21 protein-coding genes and 1 riboswitch are annotated in these 21,971 nt (G+C 66.4%); of the genes, 12 read left to right on the forward strand and 9 right to left on the reverse strand.

Annotation, left to right across the window (positions count from 1 at the left end):
* Positions 1 to 140: 140 nt before the first annotated feature.
* The 4 genes from H5J31_RS00570 (at position 141) to H5J31_RS40355 (ending at position 2,207) form a co-directional block, all read left to right on the forward strand.
* Positions 141 to 752, forward strand: a complete 612-nt coding sequence (locus tag H5J31_RS00570) for a 50S ribosomal protein L25/general stress protein Ctc (RefSeq protein WP_181770397.1) — start codon at positions 141 to 143, stop codon at positions 750 to 752.
* Positions 753 to 762: 10 nt separating this feature from the next.
* Positions 763 to 1,359, forward strand: coding sequence for an aminoacyl-tRNA hydrolase (gene pth / locus H5J31_RS00575; RefSeq protein ID WP_181770398.1), 597 nt, complete (start codon positions 763 to 765; stop codon positions 1,357 to 1,359).
* Between the two features lie 159 nt (positions 1,360 to 1,518).
* The gene (locus H5J31_RS00580) at positions 1,519 to 1,878 is read left to right on the forward strand and encodes a DivIVA domain-containing protein (RefSeq protein WP_181770399.1); all 360 of its coding nucleotides are present in this window, start codon (positions 1,519 to 1,521) and stop codon (positions 1,876 to 1,878) included.
* Positions 1,878 to 2,207, forward strand: coding sequence for a DivIVA domain-containing protein (locus H5J31_RS40355; RefSeq protein WP_181770400.1), 330 nt, complete (start codon positions 1,878 to 1,880; stop codon positions 2,205 to 2,207). Before H5J31_RS00580 ends, H5J31_RS40355 begins: the two co-directional genes overlap by 1 nt.
* Before the next feature lie 60 nt (positions 2,208 to 2,267).
* Here H5J31_RS40355 and H5J31_RS00590 read toward each other — a convergent pair whose 3' ends face one another.
* From H5J31_RS00590 to rsmA, 5 genes are all read right to left on the reverse strand, one after another.
* Positions 2,268 to 3,959 (reverse strand): fatty acyl-AMP ligase, encoded by a 1,692-nt coding sequence (locus H5J31_RS00590; protein WP_181770401.1) that lies wholly within the window; start codon positions 3,957 to 3,959, stop codon positions 2,268 to 2,270.
* A 51-nt stretch (positions 3,960 to 4,010) separates the two neighbouring features.
* Positions 4,011 to 5,783, reverse strand: a complete 1,773-nt coding sequence (locus tag H5J31_RS00595) for an ABC-F family ATP-binding cassette domain-containing protein (protein WP_181770402.1) — start codon at positions 5,781 to 5,783, stop codon at positions 4,011 to 4,013.
* A 67-nt stretch (positions 5,784 to 5,850) separates the two neighbouring features.
* Positions 5,851 to 6,816, reverse strand: a complete 966-nt coding sequence (locus H5J31_RS00600) for a 4-(cytidine 5'-diphospho)-2-C-methyl-D-erythritol kinase (protein ID WP_181770403.1) — start codon at positions 6,814 to 6,816, stop codon at positions 5,851 to 5,853.
* Positions 6,817 to 6,938: 122 nt separating this feature from the next.
* Positions 6,939 to 7,949 (reverse strand): methionine ABC transporter ATP-binding protein, encoded by a 1,011-nt coding sequence (locus H5J31_RS00605; RefSeq protein ID WP_181770404.1) that lies wholly within the window; start codon positions 7,947 to 7,949, stop codon positions 6,939 to 6,941.
* Positions 7,950 to 8,160: 211 nt separating this feature from the next.
* Positions 8,161 to 8,251: riboswitch (SAM riboswitch) on the reverse strand.
* A 245-nt stretch (positions 8,252 to 8,496) separates the two neighbouring features.
* Positions 8,497 to 9,333: a 16S rRNA (adenine(1518)-N(6)/adenine(1519)-N(6))-dimethyltransferase RsmA gene (rsmA, locus tag H5J31_RS00610; protein ID WP_181770405.1), complete on the reverse strand. Its 837-nt coding sequence runs from the start codon at positions 9,331 to 9,333 to the stop codon at positions 8,497 to 8,499.
* Positions 9,334 to 9,373: 40 nt separating this feature from the next.
* On the opposite strand from rsmA, the gene H5J31_RS00615 reads away from it, so the two are divergent.
* Together H5J31_RS00615 and H5J31_RS00620 are read left to right on the forward strand one after the other, a co-directional pair.
* Positions 9,374 to 9,961: a GNAT family N-acetyltransferase gene (locus tag H5J31_RS00615; protein ID WP_181770406.1), complete on the forward strand. Its 588-nt coding sequence runs from the start codon at positions 9,374 to 9,376 to the stop codon at positions 9,959 to 9,961.
* A gap of 222 nt (positions 9,962 to 10,183) precedes the next feature.
* Entirely contained in the window at positions 10,184 to 11,260 is a 1,077-nt protein-coding gene (locus tag H5J31_RS00620) for a DUF222 domain-containing protein (protein ID WP_181770407.1), read from the forward strand.
* Positions 11,261 to 11,320: 60 nt separating this feature from the next.
* On the opposite strand, the gene H5J31_RS00625 is transcribed toward H5J31_RS00620, so the two are convergent.
* The 3 genes from H5J31_RS00625 to metG all read right to left on the reverse strand — a co-directional run bounded on the left by H5J31_RS00625 (position 11,321) and on the right by metG (position 15,748).
* Positions 11,321 to 12,697, reverse strand: a complete 1,377-nt coding sequence (locus H5J31_RS00625; protein WP_181770511.1) for a transglycosylase family protein — start codon at positions 12,695 to 12,697, stop codon at positions 11,321 to 11,323.
* Positions 12,698 to 13,110: 413 nt separating this feature from the next.
* The gene (locus H5J31_RS00630; RefSeq protein ID WP_181770408.1) at positions 13,111 to 13,947 is read right to left on the reverse strand and encodes a TatD family hydrolase; all 837 of its coding nucleotides are present in this window, start codon (positions 13,945 to 13,947) and stop codon (positions 13,111 to 13,113) included.
* A 7-nt stretch (positions 13,948 to 13,954) separates the two neighbouring features.
* A complete protein-coding gene (gene metG / locus H5J31_RS00635) occupies positions 13,955 to 15,748 on the reverse strand; it encodes a methionine--tRNA ligase (RefSeq protein WP_181770409.1) in 1,794 nt (597 codons plus the stop codon).
* Positions 15,749 to 15,810: 62 nt separating this feature from the next.
* Between metG and H5J31_RS00640 the strand changes: the two genes are divergently transcribed.
* From H5J31_RS00640 to H5J31_RS00660, 5 genes are all read left to right on the forward strand, one after another.
* Positions 15,811 to 16,398, forward strand: coding sequence for a PadR family transcriptional regulator (locus H5J31_RS00640; protein WP_181770410.1), 588 nt, complete (start codon positions 15,811 to 15,813; stop codon positions 16,396 to 16,398).
* 87 nt (positions 16,399 to 16,485) lie between these two features.
* Positions 16,486 to 17,496 (forward strand): ATP-binding cassette domain-containing protein, encoded by a 1,011-nt coding sequence (locus tag H5J31_RS00645; RefSeq protein WP_181770411.1) that lies wholly within the window; start codon positions 16,486 to 16,488, stop codon positions 17,494 to 17,496.
* Positions 17,486 to 18,250, forward strand: coding sequence for an ABC transporter permease (locus tag H5J31_RS00650; RefSeq protein ID WP_181770412.1), 765 nt, complete (start codon positions 17,486 to 17,488; stop codon positions 18,248 to 18,250). The genes H5J31_RS00645 and H5J31_RS00650 overlap by 11 nt, the downstream gene beginning before the upstream one ends.
* A 93-nt stretch (positions 18,251 to 18,343) precedes the next feature.
* On the forward strand, positions 18,344 to 18,958 hold the full coding sequence (locus H5J31_RS00655; protein WP_181770512.1) for a glycoside hydrolase family 25 protein: 615 nt from the start codon (positions 18,344 to 18,346) through the stop codon (positions 18,956 to 18,958).
* A 120-nt stretch (positions 18,959 to 19,078) separates the two neighbouring features.
* Positions 19,079 to 20,356: an aminodeoxychorismate synthase component I gene (locus H5J31_RS00660; protein WP_181770413.1), complete on the forward strand. Its 1,278-nt coding sequence runs from the start codon at positions 19,079 to 19,081 to the stop codon at positions 20,354 to 20,356.
* 1 nt (position 20,357) lies between these two features.
* Here H5J31_RS00660 and H5J31_RS00665 read toward each other — a convergent pair whose 3' ends face one another.
* Entirely contained in the window at positions 20,358 to 21,317 is a 960-nt protein-coding gene (locus H5J31_RS00665) for a quinone oxidoreductase family protein (RefSeq protein WP_181770414.1), read from the reverse strand.
* 177 nt (positions 21,318 to 21,494) lie between these two features.
* On the opposite strand from H5J31_RS00665, the gene H5J31_RS00670 reads away from it, so the two are divergent.
* On the forward strand, positions 21,495 to 21,971 hold the full coding sequence (locus H5J31_RS00670; protein WP_236004421.1) for a QsdR family transcriptional regulator: 477 nt from the start codon (positions 21,495 to 21,497) through the stop codon (positions 21,969 to 21,971).

Genomic DNA, 21,971 nt, shown 5'->3' on the forward strand with positions numbered 1-21,971 from the left:
ATCGACGCGGCGGCTTGAGTGGCCACACGCGATCGAGCACGCCTGTGGAATTCGCCGCCGAACACCCGAACCGCCCCGAACCATCCCCACCTCAGCATGATTTCGCTGAACATGTTGGTGAATTGAAGGAGTGCTACACCGTGTCCGAGGTACGCCTGTCCGTCGAGCCCCGCACCGAATTCGGCAAGGGTGCCGCGCGTCGTACGCGTCGCGCCGGCAAGATCCCCGCGGTGCTGTACGGGCACGGCTCGGACCCCCGCCACTACGCCCTGCCCGCCATCGAGTTCGCCCGCGTCGTGCGTGAGAACGGCAGCAACGCCGTCATCACCCTCGACCTCGAGGGCAAGAGCGAGCTGGCGCTGACGAAGACCATCGTCGTCCACCCGCTGAAGAACTACATCGAGCACGTCGACCTGCTGGTCGTCATCCGCGGCGAGAAGGTCACCGTCGACATCCCGGTCGTCGTCACCGGCACCGCGGGCCCGGGCACCCTGGTCACCACCGACCTCGACACCCTCCAGATCGAGGTCGAGGCGCTGCACATCCCGGAGCAGGTCGAGCTCTCGGTCGAAGGCGTCCCCGCCGGCACCCAGATCCTCGCCTCGCAGGTCACCCTGCCGAAGGGCGCCACTCTGGTCACCGACCCCGAGGCGCTGGTCGTCGCCGTCAACGAGGCGCCGTCCGAGGCCGCGCTCGAGGGCGAAGAGCCCGCTGCCGAGGCGGAGGAGACCCCCGCCGAGGACGCCGAATAAAGTCACTCGTGTGACAGAAGCAGTACTTCCCGGGGCCGGCGAGCAGATTCTGCTCGCCGGCCTCGGCAATCCCGGGCCCCAGTACGCAGGCAACCGGCACAACGTCGGCTTCATGGTGCTCGACGAGCTCGCCGGCCGCGTCGGCGGCAAGTTCAAAGCCCACAAGAGCGGCGCCGAGATCCTCGAAGGCAGGCTCGCCGGGCATCGAGTGGTCCTGGCCAAGCCTCGGTCGTACATGAACCTCTCGGGCGGCCCGGTCGTCGGCGCCGCCAGGTTCTACAAGATCCCCCCGGCCGGTGTCGTAGTCGTCCATGATGAGCTCGACGTCGATTTCGGCGCGCTCAAGATGAAGCTGGGCGGTGGCGACAACGGCCACAACGGTCTCCGCTCGATTACCAAATCACTCGGCACCAAGGACTACTACCGCGTCCGTTTCGGTGTCGGCCGTCCTCCAGGACGGCAGGATCCGGCGGATTTCGTGCTGAAGGACTTCTCGACGGTCGAACGCAAAGAGCTCGCGTTCGAAATCGATCGTTGCGCGGACGCAGTCGAAGCGCTCATCAGCACCGGCCTCGCGGCGGCCCAGAACACCTTCCACGCCGGGTGAACCGGCTCACATGGCGGTGCGTTACAACCCGTCACTCGAAGGCGTTTCACCACGCCCCTGATCGAGTCGTGGAATAGCGGGAGCCCTTCCGGGGAACTCTCAAACCAGTTAGGACGGAATGCGGAGATCGCATTCCCCACCGAAACCGGAGAGAGTTTCATGTCGTTTACGGCCGAAGACATCACCGGCGCCACCTTTCCGAACGCCCCGATCGGGCGGCGCGGATACGCCAAGCACGAGGTCGACGCGTTCCTGGAGCGGATCGCGGACACGATCTCGGACCGGGACGACCTGACGGCGGCCGAGGTCCACCACGTCATGTTCTCGCGGCCTTTGATCGGGAAGCGCGGCTACGACGAACGCGAAGTCGACGATTTCCTCGACAAGATCGAAGAGCAACTCGCCCACCGGACCGGCCAGCACGTGCTCGGCGTCCCCGGTGCGCGTGAAGAGGACCAAGCCACCGCCGAACGCGCCGTCCCGGACCGCGGTCCTGTCGACTTCATGCAGGAGCGCTAGTGCCCGTTTCCGCGTTCGAGGCGAGAACCCGGCAGTTCGACCGGGCGCCGATCGGCGCCCGGGGCTACTACGAACCCGCGGTCGACGCCTTTCTCGAACGGGTCGCGGCGACGCTCGACGGCGACGACGACTTGTCGGTTTCGGACGTCCACAATGTGGCGTTCGCCAAAGCACCACTTTCGAAACGCGGCTACGACCCATCCGAAGTCGATGCGTTCCTCCGGGACGTCGAAAGCACGCTGGCCGGTATCTCGCAATCAGCGAGCTACTACATAGCCCCGGCCTTGGAACACACCCACACCCGTAAACCGCTCTGGCGGCGCCGCTGACCCACGGGAGGTGCTGCGAGAGGGCTGGACCCGCGACTTCGCGAGTCCAGCCCTCTCGTGTCAGGTGGTCGCGGCGTTCTTGGCGATCTTGTCCGCGAACTGAGTGGCGGTAGCGGCCCGCTTCACCTTGCCCGAGGGTGTCTTGGGCAAGCTCCCGGCAGGAAGCACCACGACCGCGAACGGACGCATATCGACAGCGTCGCGGACCTTGGCCGCGACCTCCTTCGCCAGCGCCTTCTCGGTGTCGGGGTCTCCAGCCAGTTTCGATTCGACGACCACGGCGAAGCGCTCCCGGCGGCTGCCGGCGTCGATCCGCACGGCCACGGCGTTCCCCGCCCGAACGCCCTCGACCGACGTCGCCGCCCGCTCGATATCGGTCGGGTACAGATTCCGGCCGCCCATGATGATGACGTCCTTGCGACGGCCACAGATCACGATCATGCCGTCGACCAGGTAGCCGAGGTCGCCAGTGAGCAGCCAGCCGTTCTCGTCCTGTGTCGCGAGCGGGCCATCCATGGTCAGGTACCCCGGTGTCACGGCCTCGCCACGCAGGCGGATCTCCCCGACCTGGCGGTCTCCGAGCACAGTGCCCTTGTCGTCGACGATCTCGGCCTCGAGCCCGTCGAGCGGCGGCCCGAGAATCGCGAACGAGCGAACGCCATCGGATCCGCGCCGCGAGTCGCCCTCAGGCACCGGCACCGCGCGGTTGTCCGACTCGAGCGCCTCGGCTTCGACGACATCCAGGGTCAGCCCGGTGAACAACGGCGCGAACGAAACCGCGAGAGTCGCCTCAGCCATGCCGTATGCGGGAAAAACGCACTCGGCGGCCATCTTGAACCGCGCCCCGGCGTCCACGAAAGTCTGCACAGCCGTCTCGTCGATCGGCTCGGCACCGTTCAGCGCGATCCGAAGCTTCGACAGGTCGTAGGCGTTGTCGTCATCGACACGGGCCATCCGCCTGCCGACAATTGCGTAGGCGAAGTTCGGAGCGGCCGTGGTCGTCCCGTTGTACTTGCTGATCAGCTGCGGCCAGATCAACGGTCCCGAGAGGAACTCGAGCGGCGTGATCTTGACCAGCTCGACGCCGAATGTCATCGGAACCGTCAGGAAACCGACCATCCCCATGTCGTGGAAGGTGGGCAGCCACGAAACCATCACATCGACGTCGAAGTCGAACTCGGCGCGGTCCACCATCGCCTTGACGTTCGTGTACAGGTTTCCGTAGGTGATCTGCACGGCCTTCGGATCGGCTGTCGACCCGCTGGTCAGCTGCAGGAGCGCGGTGTCGGCTTCGGCCGTCGGCACGGCCTCCGCCAGCGGCTCGGCTTCGAGCAGCTCGGTGATCACCTGGAACGCGATGCCGTGCTCGGTGAGGACTGGCGCCAGTTGGTCGAACGGTTCACCGAGCAGAACCAGGCCGGACCCGATCATCCGCAGCACGCGGACGGTGTCCTCGGCCCATTCCGCGAGGTCGGTGCGCTGGGTCGGCTGGTGCAACATCGTCACGCTGCCGCCGGCAAGCCAAACGGCCTGCACCGTCGGCGCGATCAGCGACGGCGCCGCCGCCAGGACCGCCACCGCCTTGCCCGGCTCCAGACCACCGGCTACCAGTCCTCCGGCGACCCGCTTGGCCTGCTCGTGAATCTCGGCCCAGGTACGCCGAACCGGCTCCTTGGGCTCCCCGGTGACCATTCCCCGCTGCTGACCTCGCCCCGCCGCGGTGGCGACGAGCGTGTCCACGAACCGACTCATGCGCGTCACATTACTGTCCGCCCTGGAACGCCCGCTCACCGTCGAGTGAACTCACTCAATCGCTTCGGAGGTCTCGAGCCATTGGGCCTCGACCTCCTCCTTCTCCGTTTCGACGGACTTCAGTTCGGTGTTGAGCTCGATGAGCTTCGTCGGATCGGTCGCCGCCGCGAGCAACGCTGCGTGCAGCTTCTCCTCCTTGGAGTGCAACTGGTCGAGTTTGCGCTCAAGCCGGGACAGTTCCTTCTGCGCCGCCCGCTGCTCAGCAGCGCTCTTCTTGGGCTCGGCCGCCTGCCCGCCTGCCGCTTTCCGGTCGCTGCCTGCCTTCTCCAGGCTCTTGGTCCGGCGTTCGAGGTACTCCTCGATACCGCCCGGCAGGTGGGTCACACGCCCATCCCCGAAGAGGGCGACGATCGTGTCGCAAACGCGCTCCACCAGGTACCGATCGTGCGAAACGACGACGAGACTGCCCGGCCACGAATCGAGCAGATCCTCCAGCTGCTGCAACGTGTCGATGTCCAGGTCGTTCGTCGGCTCGTCGAGCAGCAGGACGTTCGGCTCGGCCATCAGGAGCCGGCACAGCTGCAGGCGACGCCGTTCACCACCGGACAGGTCCTCGACCGGGGTCCACTGCCGTGAGGCCGGGAACCCCAGCTTTTCAGCCAACTGCGACGCGGATAGCTCCTGTTTGCCGAACACGACCCGTCCGGCGACTTCCTCGATCGCCTGCAGGACGCGCAGGTCGCCCGGCAAGTCGTCGAGTTCCTGCCGAAGATGCGCGAGGCTGACCGTCTTCCCTTGGATACGGCGACCCGTCACAGGTTCCGTGTCACCGCCGAGCAGCTTGAGCAATGTCGTCTTGCCCGACCCGTTGACGCCGACCAGTCCGATCCGGTCGCCGGGTCCGATCCGCCAGGTGACGTGATCGAGCAGTGTGCGATCGCCGGCGGTCAGGCTGGCGTCCTCGACCTCCAGGACGGTCTTCCCCAGCCGTCGCCGGGCGAACGCCTGCAGTTCGACTGAATCACGCGGCTCCGGCACGTCCGAGATCAGCGCCTCGGCTGCCTCGACGCGGTAGCGCGGCTTCGAGGTCCTGGCCTGCGGGCCGCGACGCAGCCATGCGAGTTCCTTGCGCGCCAGGTTCTGCCGCTTCTCTTCGGCCGTGGCCGCCAACCTCGCCCGTTCGGCGCGCGCGAAGATCCAGTCCGCGTAGCCACCTTCGTACTGCTCTACGCGACCGTTGGAGACCTCCCAAGTCAGACTCGCGACCGTGTCGAGGAACCACCGGTCGTGAGTGACGACCACGACCGCGATCCTGCGGTTGAGCAGGTGATCCGCCAGCCAGCGCACACCTTCGACGTCAAGGTGGTTGGTCGGCTCGTCGAGGACCACGAGATCGAGTTCGCCGGTGAGAGCCGCAGCCAGTGCGACGCGGCGGCGTTCACCACCGGACAGGTTCGCCGTCGGCGTTTCGACCCCGAGCGCGGTGATCCCCAGACCGTCCATAATGGACCTGACTCGCGCGTCAGCGGCCCACTCGTGCTCCGCGCCGTATCGCTCCAGCACGACGTCACCGATGGTGCTCCCACCAGGGAGTTCGGTCCGCTGAGTGACGACGGCCATCCGCAGGCCGCGGACTTGACTCACGCGTCCCGTATCCGGCTCGCTGATCCCCGCGAGGACCTCCAGCAGCGTCGTCTTCCCGCCCCCGTTGAGACCGACGACGCCGATGCGCTGCCCCTCCGCCACACCGAGCGAAACACCGTCGAGCAGCGGGCGCACCCCGTAGGACTTGCTCACCGACTCCAGGTTGACCAAGTTGGCCATGCCTCAGCCGATCCTTTCCAAAATGCTTGCACCACAACGAATTAGTCGATGTCCATTGCGGACACCCTCATGCGTGCACCCGAGGCGGCGCCGGCTTCGGCGCGTCGTCCCCACCGACCAGCCGGGCACCGGGAACCGGCCCATGTGCGACTCGCACAGTGCGGCACACTCCCGCGCCGGACAATTCCGCGGCGACCTCGACCGCGGACTGGGCATCCGCGCACAAGAAGGCGCAGGTCGGTCCGGATCCCGACACGGTCCCCGCGAGCGCACCCGCGTTGACTCCCGCTCGCAACGTGCGGCGCAGTCCAGGACGCAGCGAGACGGCGGCCGCCTGCAGGTCATTGCCCAACAGCAGCGCCAGCTGCCGCGGGTCACCGGACGCCAGCGCTTCGACCACCGGCGTATGCGAACCGATTCGCGGCGGGCTGCCCTCTTCACGCAACCTGTCCAGTTCGCCGAACACCCGCGGGGTCGAAAGACCACGCTGGTCGAACGCGAGAACCCAGTGGAACGTGTGCCTCGACAAGACCGGCACCAGTTGCTCGCCGCGACCGGTACCCAGTGCCGTCCCGCCGTAGAGCGCGAACGGAACGTCGCTACCGAGCTTGGCGGCGATGCCGGCGAGTTCGTCGCGAGAGATGTCGAGCTTCCAAAGCGACGCCAGCCCGACCAGGGTCGCGGCCGCGTCAGCGCTCCCCCCGGCCATCCCGCCGGCCACCGGGATGCCTTTGCGAAGCACCACACGGACCTTGGATTCGCCGTCCGCCTTGCCGACGTGGGCAGCCAGTGCCTGCGCCGCCTTCCACGCGAGGTTGTTGGCCCCGGTCGGTACGGAACCTTCGCCCTCGCCGTAGACCTCGACGCCGGGGTCCTCGGTGACGGCGACCGTCACCTCATCGGTCAGCGACAGCGCCTGGAACACGGTCACCAGCTCGTGATAGCCGTCCGGACGTGCGTCACCGACCGATAGGTGAAGGTTGACCTTGGCGGGAACCCTGACGGTGACTGGGGGCGGTACGACGGCGAGCACGACTCAAGCCTACGTGGCCGCTCCACTTGTGCTGCCACCAGGAGAAAAGAGAACAGGACGAGTCAGACACGAACGGGCCGTCCGGGACGGATTTCGTCCTGGACGGCCCGTTCGCTAGGAAGTCAGGCTGCGACGCCCTGCGGCCCACGAACCGGGTGAGTCACGTGGCCACCGCGTTCGGCGATCCACGCGAGCGCGGCATCCGCGTGCTCACCGCGCACGCCGAGCCGGAAGCGGCCGACCGGGGTGTCACCGATCCGAGTCAAACCGCCGCCGATGGTGGCGAGCTCGACGTCGAAACGACCGGCGGCCTCAGGCAGCAACGCACCAACCGACGCGAAGCCGACCAGCACGACATCCACAGCGCGGTCGTACTTCGATGCCTGCGCCCGGCTGGTCTCGATCGAGGGCAGCAGCGCCTGCGCGGTCCGGCTGCTCGGGTCGGAGACCAGGTCGAGCACGGTTCCGCGTTCGATGATCGCACCGGCCTCGAGAACGGCGACGTCGTCGCAGACCCGGCGAACCACGCCGGCGTCAGGGGTGGTGAGCAACACCGTGACCCCGAGCTCGGCACGCGCACGGTCGAGCACGGTCAAAACCGACCCGGACTCCTCAGGCCGCACACCCGCGGTCGGGTCGTCGGCCAGGAGCACGGACGGTCCGGCGGCCAGAGCCTTGGCGATGGCCACCCGACGCAGCTGCCCCTCGGACAGTTCGCCCGGTCGCTGACCCGCGCGCTGCGTGAGTCCGACCAGGTCGAGGAGGTTGCCGACCCGGTTCCGGCGCTGCGGTCCGTCCAGCCCGAGCTGCTCGAGCGGCGACGCGATGTTGCCGGCGATGGTGCGCTCGGCGAGCAGCTCCGGCTTGGTGCTCACGACACCGACCTGCCTGCGGATCTCCCGCAGACGGCGGCCGTCGAGAGTGCCCGTGTTGAGGCCGTCGAGGCGGACGACGCCACGGTCAGGACGCTCCTGAAGGCCGATGCAACGCGCGAGGGTGGATTTGCCGGAGCCGGCCGGACCGACGACCCCGAAGAGGGAGCCCGCCTGGATGTCCACGCTGACGTCGCGGAGGGCGACGACGGGATTTCCATTGAGGGGGAAGGATTTGGACAAGTTTTCGACAGTGATCACGAAGGGCTCCATGCGAATGGGGCGCTGCTTCTTTCGAGCGCGCCGACCGTCACCGAGTAACCGTCCAGAGCGGACGGTATTCAGAAAGAAGAGGAAGGACTCAGGCAGTAACGGTGGAGCGTCGACACGCACTTACCGAACGGCGACCTTCATCGACGACACGTCGTTTGGTCAGCAGGAGCGGGTGGGTGACCCTGTTCATTAGGCACAGCCTCCATCGGTCCTGGCGGTAGCACCTGCCCTGTGGAGGGTGGTTGCTGCGACTTCGGCGAGCCAGGTCTCTCAGTCGCTCGGGATGGCTCACTGAGTAAAACCGATCCCACTGGATGAAAGCAAGCGCGTAGTCGCAGATCACACGTCTGGTCGCGTCCATAATACAGGATTGTCTGTCCATATTATGGGAAATTGCCGTCATCTCAAATTCACATCAAGGCTGCTGCCTGCGCAGACAGGTTTGGATCATGAACGTCGAGAAGGGGCTTACGCCGTCGTGCTGACCTCGGACGATGCCGCGTCCGTGCGACGCCGACCACAGCTGTCGCGGTATTCAGTCGGTCGCGGCGGCGATACGGGCGAACTGATGAACGTCCAGTTGCTCCCCACGAGTCTTGGGGTCGATGCCCGCCTTCTCGAGCAACTCGCCCGCACGCTCGGCCGAACCAGCCCATGAAGCCAACGCCGCTCGCAACGTCTTTCGCCGCTGCGAGAAGGCCGCATCGACGACCGCGAACAGGCGCTCACGGCTGACAGACGACAGAACCTCACCACGTTCGAAACCGACCAACGCAGAATCCACGTTCGGCACTGGCCAGAACACCGACCGGGGCACCGCGGCGACCTTGCGGGCCTTCCCGTACCACGCGAGCTTGACGCTGGGGACGCCGTAGGTCCTGCTCCCCGGCCCGGCCGCCATGCGGTCGGCAACCTCGGTCTGGACCATCACGAGCCCGCTGATCAGCGACGGCAGCTCGGCGAGCAGGTGAAGCACGACTGGAACGGCGACGTTGTACGGCAGATTCGCGACCAACGCCGTCGGTTGTTCAGGCAAGTCCGCCTCGGTCACTCGCAGAGCGTCCGCACCGACGACCGTCAACCTTTCGGCTCCGCCACGCTCGGCAGCAGTGTCCGGTAGTCGGCCGGCCAGCACGGGATCGATCTCGACCGCGACGACCTTGGCACCCGTCGCGAGCAACCCGAGCGTCAGCGAACCGAGCCCTGGCCCGACTTCCAGCACCACGTCGCCTTCGCCGACTCCGGAGAGATCGACAATACGGCGCACAGTGTTGGGATCGTGCACGAAGTTCTGGCCGAGTTTCTTGGTCGGACGGACGTCCAGCTCGGCCGCCAGCGCCCTGATCTCCGCAGGCCCGAGCAGTTCAGTCACCCAACGATCGTAGCCAGCCCCGGTAAGCCACGATTGGCCGGTGGATGGTGTCGACCTCAAAGGGCACAAGGTCTGGCTGCGAGACTGGCGCCCAGTCGACCTCGAGCCTCTCCGTGACCTGCTCGATCCCGCACGACCGTGGCATGAAACGAACGGCCCGTACTTCGGTCGCCCAACCGCCGCAGATGCCGATTCCAAGGCTCTGAAGCTCGTAGCACCCTCGACCGACCTGCCCGATCCCCGCACCAGCCTCGCGGTTACCGACCTGAACAACGGCCGGTTGATCGGCCAGGTCAGCTGGTACTGGGAAAGTGCGCAGACCGACTGGCGACGGCTGGGACTCGTCATCTACGACGAACGGTACTGGGGCGGCGGATTCGGCACCGAAGCGTTGCGCCTCCGGACGACCTACTTGTTCTCCCGCACCGATGCGCTCCGCCTGGATTTCGCCACGTTCTCAGGTAACCCGGGGATGATCGCCATCGGACGCCGCCTGGGTTTCGTCGAAGAAGCCAGATTCCGGCGCGCCAGGCGCTGGGCTGGCGGCGTGCACGATGCCGTTGTCTACGGAGTGCTTCGCGAGGAGTGGGAGCAGTTGAACGCTCCGAGAGCTAGCCGGCACCGCTGAGCGAAGGACACCTGTGTTCAGGTGGCCGCACCGCCCTGCCTGCCCCATTGATCACGTTGGCTCCCGACAGCCCTGACCTGACCGCACCATCCCTACGGCGTCTCCGGTCCGGCGCGTATCCCACTCCGGAGTGATCGGATCAAGTTGGCGCCGCCAGAGCGTGATCATGATTCACCTGATCGATACCGTGCATAGGTTCGATCATTTCTCGACAATCGAGGGATGACCAGCAAAAACACCTCCAAGGCCTTTCCGCTGAACCTGCAGGAAGGCGACTCCGATCTGCTACTCGACGAGTTGCAGACACGGCTACGCGAAGGGCGACGCCTGTTCGCCGAAGTCGGCCAGATCCTGGCCGAGATCGAGTCACGTGGTGTCCGAGAACTCTTCGGGTACAACTCGATCGCCGTCTTCTACGAGCATGTGGCCCGGGTCTCCCGGGCCGAGGCACAGAAGGTGACCGGTCGAGCCCTGGCACTCAATTCGAGACGCACGCGCGACGGCACCTCGACTCCACCCGTCGCGCCCTTGACCGGAGTCGCAGCCGCCAAGGGCGTGCTGGCCGACGGCGGCATCGACCGGATCGTCACGGTCATGAAGAGGCTGCCAGAACACGTCGCGGCAAGTGCCCGGGCTGACGCCGAGAAGACTCTGGTCGACCTCGCCAGCGTCGCGAGACCTCGCGACGTCACGATTGCCGGAACCGACCTGATCGGACGTCTCGACCCTGATGGGAACAGCACCGATGACTCGACGCCGAAAAGCCCACGACGTGAGTTCTGGTTACGCCAGAAACGCACCGGCCGCTGGGACATGCGCGGCGACCTCGATTCCGAGACGGGCGCTCGCCTGAACGCGCTTCTGGTGCCCCTTGCACACCCAGTCCCGAGCGGGGACCTCGATCAACGAACACCGGCAGAGAGACGCGGCGATGCTTTCGCGGAGATAGTCGACCTTGCGGAAGGTAGTCCGAACATTCCGCTGCCCCGCCAAAGCTCAGAGCGGGCTACAGCGGAGTCCAGACCGGCGGAGTCGGCTGAGAAGGCGACGGCCTCCTCAGCGGCCGTCCAACCGCAGGCTCGGGACGACCGAGGTAGGCAAAGCGGCACCGTCGGCACGAAAGCGGACAATGCCACCGGACGATCTCGGGACGTGGCACATATACGTTCCCCGCGGTGGTGGACACGACTGTCGAGATCGAGATCCGATGCAGAAGCCGCATCGACAACGCGAAACCGCGCACCGGCTCAGCTCTCCGAGGAAGACGCTAAGGCCCCTGACCTGCCCAGAACGGCCTGAAGGCCACCATGCGGGCGCAAACCCGCACGATGACCTTCAGGAAGGGAGTGTGATCTGGCGTCAGGCCTTCTTGCCACAGTGCGGCCAAGCGCCGTAGCCACCGCGGTCGTCGCGGAGCTTTTCAGCGACAGCGATCTGCTGGGCTTTGCTGGCCTGGTGAGGGTAAGCGGCGTACTGCGCGCCACCGTAAGCGTCCCAGGTGCTCTTGTTGAACTGCAGACCACCGTAGTAGCCGTTGCCGGTGTTGGCGGCCCAGTTACCGGTCGACTCGCACTGTGCGATGCGGTCCCAAGCCCCGGCGTCACCGATGGGCGGGTCCGCCGGCTTCTTCGTGCCGACCTTGACGATCTTGGGCTTGGCCTCGGTGATGACCTCTTCGGAGACCTTCTCGCGCCCGACCTCTTTGCCGTTGCGCTTGGTGACCTTGTAGGTCACGGTCTTCTGACCGGGAGTGCCCGGGTCTTCGACCTTGGTCTTGCCCTTCTCGAGCTCCGGGTCGTCGACCTTCTGCTCGGGCGGGGCGATCTCCTCGTTCTGCTTGACCATGGTGACGCCGGTCCGGCTGATGTGGACCTCGGCACCATCGACCAGCTTGACGTCGAGTCCACCGATGGCCTCGTCGTCCGGACCGAGGGTCATCCGCAGCTCACCAAGGAACTCCTTGGTGGTGACGGAGTTGGTCTGAACCTTGCGAGGCTCGTTCGCACCGTCGTAAACGGTGACGTTCTTGAGAGTCTTGACCTCGACGGTGGCGCCTTCGAGCGGGAGCTCACCGTTCTGCGGGATCGAGGTCCAGGTGCCGGACTTCGCGAGATCGGAGCGGCCGAGCTGGTTCAGGGCCTCGTTGAGGTTCGTCGCACGAACCCAGGACTCCTGCGCTACGCCGTCGACGACAAGGTTCAGCTTGCGGCCACGCTCCAGCTTGATGACGCCGCCGTCGCCGACTTCGGCTTGCGGGGAGGGCGAGAGCGAGTCGTGGGCACCGACCGAAAGGCCGGCGTCTTCGAGGACCTCACCGACCGTGTCACCGAAACTGTGAACGGTCTGCTGCTTGCCGTCGATGTCGAGCGTGACGCTCTTGTTCATCGCCATCGCGGCCGCGCCGCCACCCCCGAGGGTGAGCAGGACTGCCATGACGGTGCCCTTGAGGAAGCGCTTCTTCCAAACGCGGGTCGCGCTCGAGATGACCTCGTCCTTGGTCGCGGCCTTCATCGGCGCGCCCGCGGTGCGGTCCTCGGCCATCTCGTCCGGAATGACGATCGGCGGAAGCATGGTGGTCTCGGCGCTGATGAGGCGGATCAGCTCGTCGACGTCGACGTCGATCTCGGCCATCAAGGTGTCGGCGTCGGGGCCGAGCGCAGCCAGGACGTCCTGGTGCGTGATGCGCGGATCGTCGGAGTAGTCAAGCTCGCCGTAGTGAGTGTCGCGGTCGAGCACGGCCACCGAACCGGTGGAAGCGAAGGTGTTCGTCTCAACGCCAAGGCGCGAGGCATCCTGCCTACTGCTACCAGTCACTGGGTCGTTCCCTTTCCCAAGACGTCTAGGAGCTCGACAACCGCTCCACAACGTCCTTCGTCTCGATGCGCACTTCGGCGCATCTCTAGAAGTCCGACACCCGCAGCCAGCGCCATCGTCACGGTTCCAGGCCGTACCGCTCCCGGTTCCGCTTCCCCGACGTGCACTGACGTGACTGTGGGCGTAACAGCCGGCAACCGCATTTGCGGGTACCGACCGGCACGATCACGGGACAGTAACGAACCTCGCCGGGTTGCGCAAACACCGCCCGGAGTGCCGTGACGTTGGTCACTCATCAAAGTGGACCATTGCTGATCACTAATGTCGCAGTCCGTTCAACTCGATGTGACTGTCGGCAATCGGAAGACCCGCTCGGCGGTCACACGGACCGATTCGGCCACCTCGTGGACCGCCTCGCCCCTGAACGCCGCGAGGTGTCGAACGGTGTAGGCCGCGCAGTAGGGCTCGTTCGGCCGTCCACGGAACGGATGAGGGGTCAGAAACGGCGCGTCCGTCTCGACGAGGTACTGATCCGCCGGAACTATCCGTGCCGCCTCATGAAGCCCGCGGGCGTTGCGGAAGCTGACCGTTCCGGCGAACGAAAGCACATATCCCGCGTCGATGCAGCGGCGAGCGATGTGCTCGTCCCCCGAGAAACAGTGGAAGACGACCTGCTCGGGTGCGCCCTCTTCCTCGAGGATGCGGAGGACGTCTTCGTGAGCCTCTCGATCATGAATCATCAGCGGCTTGCCGATCCGCTTGGCTAGATCGATGTGCCACCGAAACGCGTCCTGCTGGGCGTCGTGGGGCGAGTAGTCCCAGTAGTAGTCGAGGCCGGTCTCGCCGACCGCGACCACTCTGGACTCTTTCGCGAGACGCTCCACTTCGGATTTCTCGGATTCACCGAAATCCTTGGTACGCGTGGGATGGATCGCGACGGCCGCCCAGACCCTGGCGTCCCAAGTAGACGCTTGAGCCGCCCACCGGGCGGCCGCGAGATCGTCGGCGACGGTGATCACCCGCGAGACACCCGCACGCTCGGCGCGATCGACCATGGCAGTCACATCCGCCGCGGTGACCGCGCCGCACGCGTCGAGGTGGGTGTGCGCGTCCACCACCGAAACCGGCAGCCTGTCCGGAATCGGCGGGAGTTCCTTCTTCTCCGCACCCATCAGCTGATCACTTCGAAATCGGGGCCCATTCGGGACCTGTCTCGCCGAGTTCCGGGTCCAGCTTGGCGAACAACGGGGTCGGCTTTTCCAGCGGCTTGCCGACCTCGATCGGCACGGACTTCCAGCGCGCCTGCTCGGTCTTGTAGTCCCCGGTGATGATGGGGTTGATCCGACCTGGGATGTCGAGGTCCTCGACTTCCTGCAGTTCGGGCTGAGCCGCCCAGACCCCGGAGCCGCCGAGGGCCTCGTGCACCTTCTGAGCCGAATGAGGCAAGAAGGGGGTCAGCAGCGTGTTGGCGTCCGAGACGACCTGCAGCGCGGTGTGCAGGACGCTGTCGCGGCGAGCGGGGTCGTCCTTGAGCTTCCAGGGCTCCTGGTCGGACAGGTACCTGTTCGCGGCGGTGACGACACGCATCGCTTCGCTCGCCGCTGCCTTGAAGCGGGACCGCTGAAGGTGGGCGCCGGCGGTGTCGAAGGCCTTGCGCGACAGTGCCTTGAGTTCCTCGTCGGCCGCCGTGGGGGCCTCCGGGCGCGGGATCGCGCCGACGTTCTTGTGGGCCATCGAAATGGACCGGTTGACGAGGTTGCCCCACTCGTTGGCCAGCTCGAAGTTGGTCCGACGGACGAATTCGTCCCAGGTGAAGTCGGTGTCCTGGGTTTCGGGCCCCGCGACGGAGATGAAGTAGCGCAGGGTGTCCGGGCCGAAGTCGCGCAGGAAGTCGTGCACATAGATGACCGTGCCGCGCGAGGTCGAGAACTTCGAGCCGCTCATCGTGAGGAACTCGCTGGAGACGATCTCGTCGGGCAGGTGCAGCTTCCCGTACTTGCCTGGCTCGCCGCCGCGGTCGCCCTCGCCGTTGTGACCGAACAACAGAGCCGGCCAGATCTGGGCGTGGAAGGTGATGTTGTCCTTGCCCATGAAGTAGTAGGAGCGGGCGTCAGGGTTGTTCCACCACTCCTGCCAGGCGTCCGGGTTACCGGAACGGCGCGCCCATTCGACGCTCGCGGAGAAGTAGCCGATGACCGCGTCGAACCAGACGTAGAAGCGCTTCATCGGCTGGTCACGCCAGCCGTCCAGCGGGATCTTCACGCCCCAGTCGAGGTCACGGGTGATCGGCCGCGGCCGCATGTCGTCGATCAGGTTCTTGGTGAAGTTGAGGACGTTCGGGCGCCAGTCGGTCTTGCTGGACAGCCACTTGCCGAGGGTGTCGATGAACGCGGTCAGGTCGAGGAAGTAGTGCTCGGTCTCGACGAACTTCGGTGTTTCACCGTTGATCCGCGACTTCGGGTTGATCAGCTCGGCGGCGTCGAGCTGGTTGCCGCAGTTGTCGCACTGGTCGCCGCGCGCGCCGTCGTAACCGCAGATCGGGCAGGTGCCCTCGATGTAGCGGTCGGGCAGGGTGCGGCCGGTCGAGGGGCTGATCGCGCCCCGCGTGGTCTTGGGCACCACGTAGCCGTTGCGGTGCAGCGCGAGGAAGATCTGCTGCGTGACGTCGGCGTGGTTACCCGTGGTGGTGCGGGTGAACAGGTCGTAGGTGAGACCGAGCCCCTGCAGGTCCTGGCCGATCTGTCGGGTGTACTTGTCGGCCGTCTGCTGTGAGGTCAGGCCTTCGTTGTCGGCCTGGACGGTGATCGGGGTGCCGTGTTCGTCGGTGCCGGACACCATGAGCACCCGGTTGCCGGCCATTCGCTGGTAGCGGGAGAAGACGTCGGACGGGACGCCGAATCCGGACACGTGGCCGATGTGGCGGGGGCCGTTGGCGTAGGGCCAGGCCACCGCAGTCAACACTGGGGTGCTCATGCTTGTTTAGCCTACGGACGTCGTCTAAGGCATTGTTGTCCGGGAGAGGATCGGAGGCCTCGGTGTCCGCCACGCGTCTGCTGGTGCTGGGTGTCGTGCGCATGCACGGGAAGGCACACGGCTACCAGGTCCGGCGCGAACTCCTCTCGTGGGCGGCCGACAAATGGGGCAATGTCCAGCCTGGTTCGATCTATCACGCGTTGAAGAAGATGACCGCCGAAGGTCTCCTTGAACAGGTCGAAGACACCGAAGTCGGTGGCGGACCCGACCGGGTCGCGTACAGGCTGACCGAAGACGGGGAGACCGAGTTCCTCGTGCAACTCGGCAGGGCGCTGGCGAGCGACGACGTGACCGGTTACGCGCTCTCGGCCGCGGTCACGTTGATGCCGAGCCTGCCTCGCGCGCAGGTGCTGGCCCTGCTGAAACAGCAACTGGCGAATATGGAAGCGCACGCGCAATCGACCCATTACGCCCGCGAGCACGCGGTCGATCTGGGGAAACCGCAGCACGTCAGCGAGCTGTACCGGTTGTGGAGCGCTCACGCCGAGGCGAACGTGTCCTGGATGCGAGATCTGATCGGCCGCCTCGAAGCGGGCGAATACGTGATGTCGGGCGAAGGGGACGCCGCGTTCGGCGAGCCACCCCGGTAATCAAATTTGACTACGGAACGACTCCTGAGGCACAGTGCAGCTTCCAACTAGTCAAGTTTGACTAGCTGGATCCAGAAAGGGGTACTCATGATCAAGGCACGCGGCCTTGAGCGGCGGTTCCGCCGGAAGGGCCGCAATGGGGGCGAGGTCCACGCCGTCAAGGGCGTCGACCTCGACGTATCGGCCGGAGAACTGGTCGGCTTCCTCGGACCGAACGGCGCGGGCAAGACCACGACCCTGCGGATGCTGACCACGCTGCTCAAGCCCACCGCGGGCGAGGCGACGGTCGGCGGCTGCGATCTGCTCGCCGACCCGCTGGGGGTGCGCCGGCGAATCGGCTACGTCGCCCAGGGCGGTGGCACCGCACCGGAAAGCAAGGTCGTCGAGGAGATCGAGTTCCAGGGACGGCTGTACCGGATGAGCAAGGCGGACGCGCTCGCGCGTGGGGCCACGCTCGCCGAGCAGCTCGACCTCGCCGGACTCGACCAGCGGGCGACCAAGACGCTGTCGGGCGGGCAGCGCCGTCGTCTCGACATCGCCCTCGGGCTGATCCACTCGCCTGGGCTCGTCTTCCTCGACGAGCCGTCGACGGGGCTCGACCCGCAGAGCCGCGCGAACCTGTGGGACCACATCCGCAGGCTCCGCGACGAGCAGGGAGTCACGGTCTTCCTGACCACGCATTACCTGGACGAGGCGGACGCGCTTTCCGACCGGCTGATCGTCATCGACGACGGGAAGATCGTCGCCGAGGGCACGCCGGATTCACTGAAGGCACGGGTGTCCGGCGACAGCGTCGTCATCGGGGTTCCACCGGAGTCGGCAGCGGAGACCGCGGAGGTCGCGGGCAGACTCAAGGGCGCGCACGAAATGGCCGTCACCGACGGCATGGTGCGTTTCCGGGTGCCGCGCGGGGACACCGCGATGCCCGAGTTGCTGCGCGCGCTGGACGCGCGTGGCATCACGATGACGTCCATGCAGGTGCACCGTCCGACGCTCGACGACGTCTTCCTGACATTGACGGGGCGAAGCCTGCGCGACGCCGAAGAGGGCGCGCCGCTCGACGACGCTCCGGAAAAGGAGACGACGCATGTTGCATGACACCTGGTTGATCTTCCGGCGGGACATGCTCGCGGCGATGCGCAACCCGACCTGGATCATGATCGGCATCATGCAGCCGTTGCTGTATCTGTTCTTCTTCGGGCCACTCCTGGTGAAGGCGCTCAACGCACAGGGGCTGTCCGATGTGGACGGATGGATGATCTTCACTCCGGCGATCATCGCGCAGCTCGCCCTGTTCGGCAGTTCCTTCGTCGGGTTCGGGCTCCTCGCGGAATTCCGTTCCGGCGTGGTCGAGCGAATGCGGGTCACGCCGGTGAGCCGGGTGGCTCTGTTGCTGGGCAAGGTGCTCGCCAACGCGCTGCAGACGGTCGTGCAGGCGTTGATCATCATCGCGTTGGCGTATCTGGTCTTCGACCTGAACGCCCCATTCGGCGGCGTCGTGCTCAGCCTGGTGATCGTCTTCCTTCTGTCGGTCACGCTGGCGTCATGCTCCTACGCCCTCGCCCTGACCCTCAAGAGCGAGGACGCGTTCCCGGCTTTGCTCAACGCGGTTCTCATGCCGTTGCTGCTGCTTTCCGGAATCCTCATCCCGATCACCGCGGGGTCGGCGCCGGATTGGCTGTACACGATTTCCCGCATCAATCCCTTCCGGCATGTGGTGGATGTCGAGCGGAACAGTTTCCGCGGCGACTTCTCGATGGACGCACTGTTCACCGGCAGCGTCGTGGTGCTGGTGATGGCGGTTCTGGCCATCTGGTGGGGCTCACGGACCTTCCAACGCGAGAACGCCTGAGACACGCTGAACCGAAAGGTCACCTTGCGGCCGCTCCGCGGACGTAGGGTGACCTTTCGGGCGTACTGGGGCGAAATTCGAGGGCGAGTGACTTTGATCGATCCGGAAGGTGAACACGGCGTCACCCTGTCCCACCGGGAGACGGTGACGGACTGGGCGGCGGTGCGTGGCGCCGACATCCGGTTCGCCTCGGTCACCGTCAGCGAGAACACCAACTGGCGTGACGTCGCCGCGGAACGCAATCTGGCGGGCGCGCAGCACGCCGGCATCCACACCGGCGCCCGGCACTACGCCCGTCCCGGCGCCGTCCACGATCAGGCCGACCATTTCGTCCGGACCGCAAGCGCGCTCGGCGCCTTCGCGCCCGGTTCGCTCGCGCCGGCGCTCGAAGTCGAGGCGCCCAGCGTCGACGACCGGTTCATCAAGGCGTGGATCAAACACGTCAGGCACGCGGCCCGCGTCGAACGCGTCCTGGTGTACGCCGGGCTCGACTGCTGGACGAACCGCCTGCACCCGGACAAATGGGCGGACAGCGAAGTGGTGTTGTGGCTGGTCAGGCACAACGAGATCCCGGGTCGGCCGGGGTGGTTCCACTCCCGGCTGGGTCTGCATCAACACGGTTTCGGCACGGGACTGCCCGGAGTCGAAGGACCGATCGCGCAGGACGCCGTGGTCTATCCCTTCACGCTCGCGGACTTCCTCTTGTAGGGATCCACCCGTGACGACGGGTGTGCGGCACGTCACCGAACCCCTCGCCCGTGGTCGCGGTTGTCACTTTCCGGGCGGCGCGGGTTGCCTTTTCGCCCGGCCGGGCAGCGACAATGTCGCGTGCGGTTGATGTGCCGGAAACTGCGGACGGACGTCACGCCCGAGCGGGCGCTGGCGGCCCTCGGCGTCCGCGCCCGAGCACTCGGGCTCGCCCCGCCGGCGGCGCTTTGCGGAGATTGGTTCTCGTCACGCGCGGTCATCGCGTTGAGCGCTTCGCTGACCCCCGTTCACGACGTGACCGAGGCGTTCGCCGTCCCCACTCGTCTTCCGCGAGTCCGCGACGCGGTGCCCGGCGCAGTCGGGGGCGGCTGGTTCGGGTACCTCGGATATGACCTGACCGACCCATCGGGCCGTTCGGGCAGTCTTCCTCCGTCGGCCTGGGGCTGGGTCGACCGGGTGCTCCGGCTGGACACGGACGGTTCGTGGTGGTTCGAGGCGCTGCTTCCCGACCGCGATCCGGATCCGGCGGACGAGGTGTCCGAACTGGAAACGTTGCTGACCGGACTTCCCGAAACGAAACCGTGGAGTTCAGGTCCGTTGTCGCGTCCGCTTCCGTCGGAGCACTACGACGCGGTCAAGGCATGTGTGCACGCGATCGAGGCCGGCGAGTTGTTCCAAGCGAACATCTGCGCTCGCTTCACCGGAGGGTTCGACGGCGATCCAGTCTCGTTGTTCGCCGAAGGTGTGCGCCTGCTGCGTGCCCGGCGGGCCGCCTTCCTTGCCGGCGAATGGGGCTCTGTCGTCTCGTTCTCCCCCGAGCTTTTCCTTGCCAGGCAAGGACGGCAGGTGCGGTCGACGCCGATCAAGGGCACACTTCCGCGCCGGAACGCCGCCGACGAACATCTCGCGCGGCGCCTGCGGGAATCCACCAAGGACGTCGCCGAGAACGTGATGATCACCGATCTCGTCCGCAACGACCTCGGCCGGGTGTGCGCCACCGGCAGTGTTCGCGTTCCGGAACTGCTCAAGGTCCGGCCGGCGCCCGGGGTTTGGCATCTCGAGTCCACTGTGGAGGGCCTGCTCGCCGACGGGGTCGACGACGCGGACCTGCTCGCGGCCACGTTCCCGCCGGGTTCGGTGACCGGCGCGCCGAAGATCCGGGCGCTGGACCTGATCGCCGAACTCGAACCCACGGGGCGTGGCGTCTACACAGGTGCGATCGGGCTGGCTTCACCGATCGCCGGACTGGAACTGAACGTCGCGATCAGAACCTTCGAAATCCACGACGGCACGATCGCGCTGGGAGTCGGCGGCGGGATCACCGCCGACTCCGACAGCGAAGCGGAATGGCAGGAATGCCTGCACAAGTCCGCTCCGCTGGAGCGACTTCTCGGCTGAATTACTTGGTGGGGTCCAGAAGGAGCTTGCCCGTCGTACCACGCGAACGCAGGGCCTCGTGGGCTGTGCGTGCGTCGGACAGGGCGTATTCGCCACCGGCGATGGCGCGGATCTGGCCCGCGAGTGCCAGTGAGAAGAGTTCGTCGAGCGCGTGGCCGAACACGTTTCCGGGAAGTTTGAAGGCGTGCGGCAGCCACATCCCGGACACGGTGGTGCTGTGCCCGAGGAGGTTGCGGGCTTCGATCGGCTTCGGCTGCTTGCGGCTGGCCATGCCGTAGAACGCGAGCCGCCCGAACGGCGCGAGCGCGGCGATGCTCTGGTCCGTGACCGTGCCGCCGGTCATGTCGAGGACGATGTCGACGCGCTTGCCGCCGTTCGCCTCACGAAGCGCGTCGGTCATGTTCTCGGCACGGGAGTCGATGGCGACGTCCGCGCCGAGTTCGAGGGCGAGGGCGCGCTTCTCGTCGCTGCTGGCGGTCGCGATGACGCGGCCCGCTCCCCATGCCTTCGCGAGCTGGACGGCGATGGAGCCGACCCCGCCCGCCGCGGCGTGCACGACGACGGATTCGCCGGCTTCGAGGTGCGCGTTCTTGCGCAGCAGCAGGTGGGCGGTGGTGCCCTGGACGATGAAGGACAGCGCGGTCAGATCGTCGATGCCGTCGGGCACGTCGAAGCTGGTGACCTGGTCCGCCACCGCGCGCTCGGCGTAACCGCCGCCGCCGTTGAGCAGTGCGACGACCCGCTTGCCCTCGTCAGTGCGTCCGACGACCTCGCCACCGGGCACGAGCGGAAGCTTGCTGGGCGCGAGATAGGAGTTCTCGGCCTGGTGCGTGTCGGCGTAGTTGACGCCGATCCGGTCGACCTCGATGAGCAGCTGACCGGGGCCGGGCACGGGGTCGGGCAGATCGACGAGGTTGAGCACCTCGGGTCCACCGAATTCGGTCACCTGTACTGCGCGCATTCGTATCCTCCTCGTCGAGATGAGACATTCTTGCATATGTCTCATCCGTGAGACGTACCGTGATATGTTTCACTCATCGGAACCGCACTTGAACGCCAGCTGACTTCGCCGCGCCCGGACCCCGTACGGGCGTTCACGATCGCGCGCGCCTGGTTTCTCGACGGACGCCGGGTGGACATGCGTGAGCTCGCGGGAGAACTGGGGATCAGCCGCGCCACGCTGCATCGCTGGGTCGGCGGCCGGGACCAGTTGCTCGGCGAGATCCTGTGGTCGATGACCATGGAGGTCTTCGAGGCGCGCGCTTCCGGCAGGCTAGGGCGCGGCGCGGAGGGGATCGCCGACCTGATCGGCACGTTCGTCCGGACCGTGAACGGTTCGAAGCCGTTCCGGGAGTTCCTGCGCAACGAGCCAGAGCGGGCGCTGCGGATCCTGACGACGAAGGCCAGCGTGGTGCAGAGCCGGGCGATCGCGAAGATGTGCGGCTTCCTGGACGAGGAGGTCGCGGCTGGGCTGCTCACCCCGCCGTTGCCGGTCGAAGACCTGGCCTACCTGCTGGTGCGGATCGGCGAGTCCTTCATCTACACGGATGTCATCACCGGCGCCGAGCCCGATGCCGAAAAGGCACACGCGGCGGCGACGGCCCTGCTTTCCTGA

The sequence above is a fragment of the Amycolatopsis pittospori genome, from assembly GCF_013870525.1.
GTDB classification, from domain to species: Bacteria; Actinomycetota; Actinomycetes; order Mycobacteriales; family Pseudonocardiaceae; genus Amycolatopsis; species Amycolatopsis pittospori.

Excerpts from the sequence above, each read along its gene's own strand:
- H5J31_RS00580 (WP_181770399.1), top strand. The coding sequence starts at position 1,519 with ATGTCGTTTACGGCCGAAGACATCACCGGCGCCACCTTTCCGAACGCC.
- H5J31_RS00590 (WP_181770401.1), bottom strand. The coding sequence starts at position 3,959 with ATGAGTCGGTTCGTGGACACGCTCGTCGCCACCGCGGCGGGGCGAGGT.
- H5J31_RS00595 (WP_181770402.1), bottom strand. The coding sequence starts at position 5,783 with ATGGCCAACTTGGTCAACCTGGAGTCGGTGAGCAAGTCCTACGGGGTG.
- H5J31_RS00620 (WP_181770407.1), top strand. The coding sequence starts at position 10,184 with ATGACCAGCAAAAACACCTCCAAGGCCTTTCCGCTGAACCTGCAGGAA.
- H5J31_RS00630 (WP_181770408.1), bottom strand. The coding sequence starts at position 13,947 with ATGGGTGCGGAGAAGAAGGAACTCCCGCCGATTCCGGACAGGCTGCCG.
- metG (WP_181770409.1), bottom strand. The coding sequence starts at position 15,748 with ATGAGCACCCCAGTGTTGACTGCGGTGGCCTGGCCCTACGCCAACGGC.
- H5J31_RS00645 (WP_181770411.1), top strand. The coding sequence starts at position 16,486 with ATGATCAAGGCACGCGGCCTTGAGCGGCGGTTCCGCCGGAAGGGCCGC.
- H5J31_RS00650 (WP_181770412.1), top strand. The coding sequence starts at position 17,486 with ATGTTGCATGACACCTGGTTGATCTTCCGGCGGGACATGCTCGCGGCG.
- H5J31_RS00665 (WP_181770414.1), bottom strand. The coding sequence starts at position 21,317 with ATGCGCGCAGTACAGGTGACCGAATTCGGTGGACCCGAGGTGCTCAAC.
- H5J31_RS00670 (WP_236004421.1), top strand. The coding sequence starts at position 21,495 with ATGCGTGAGCTCGCGGGAGAACTGGGGATCAGCCGCGCCACGCTGCAT.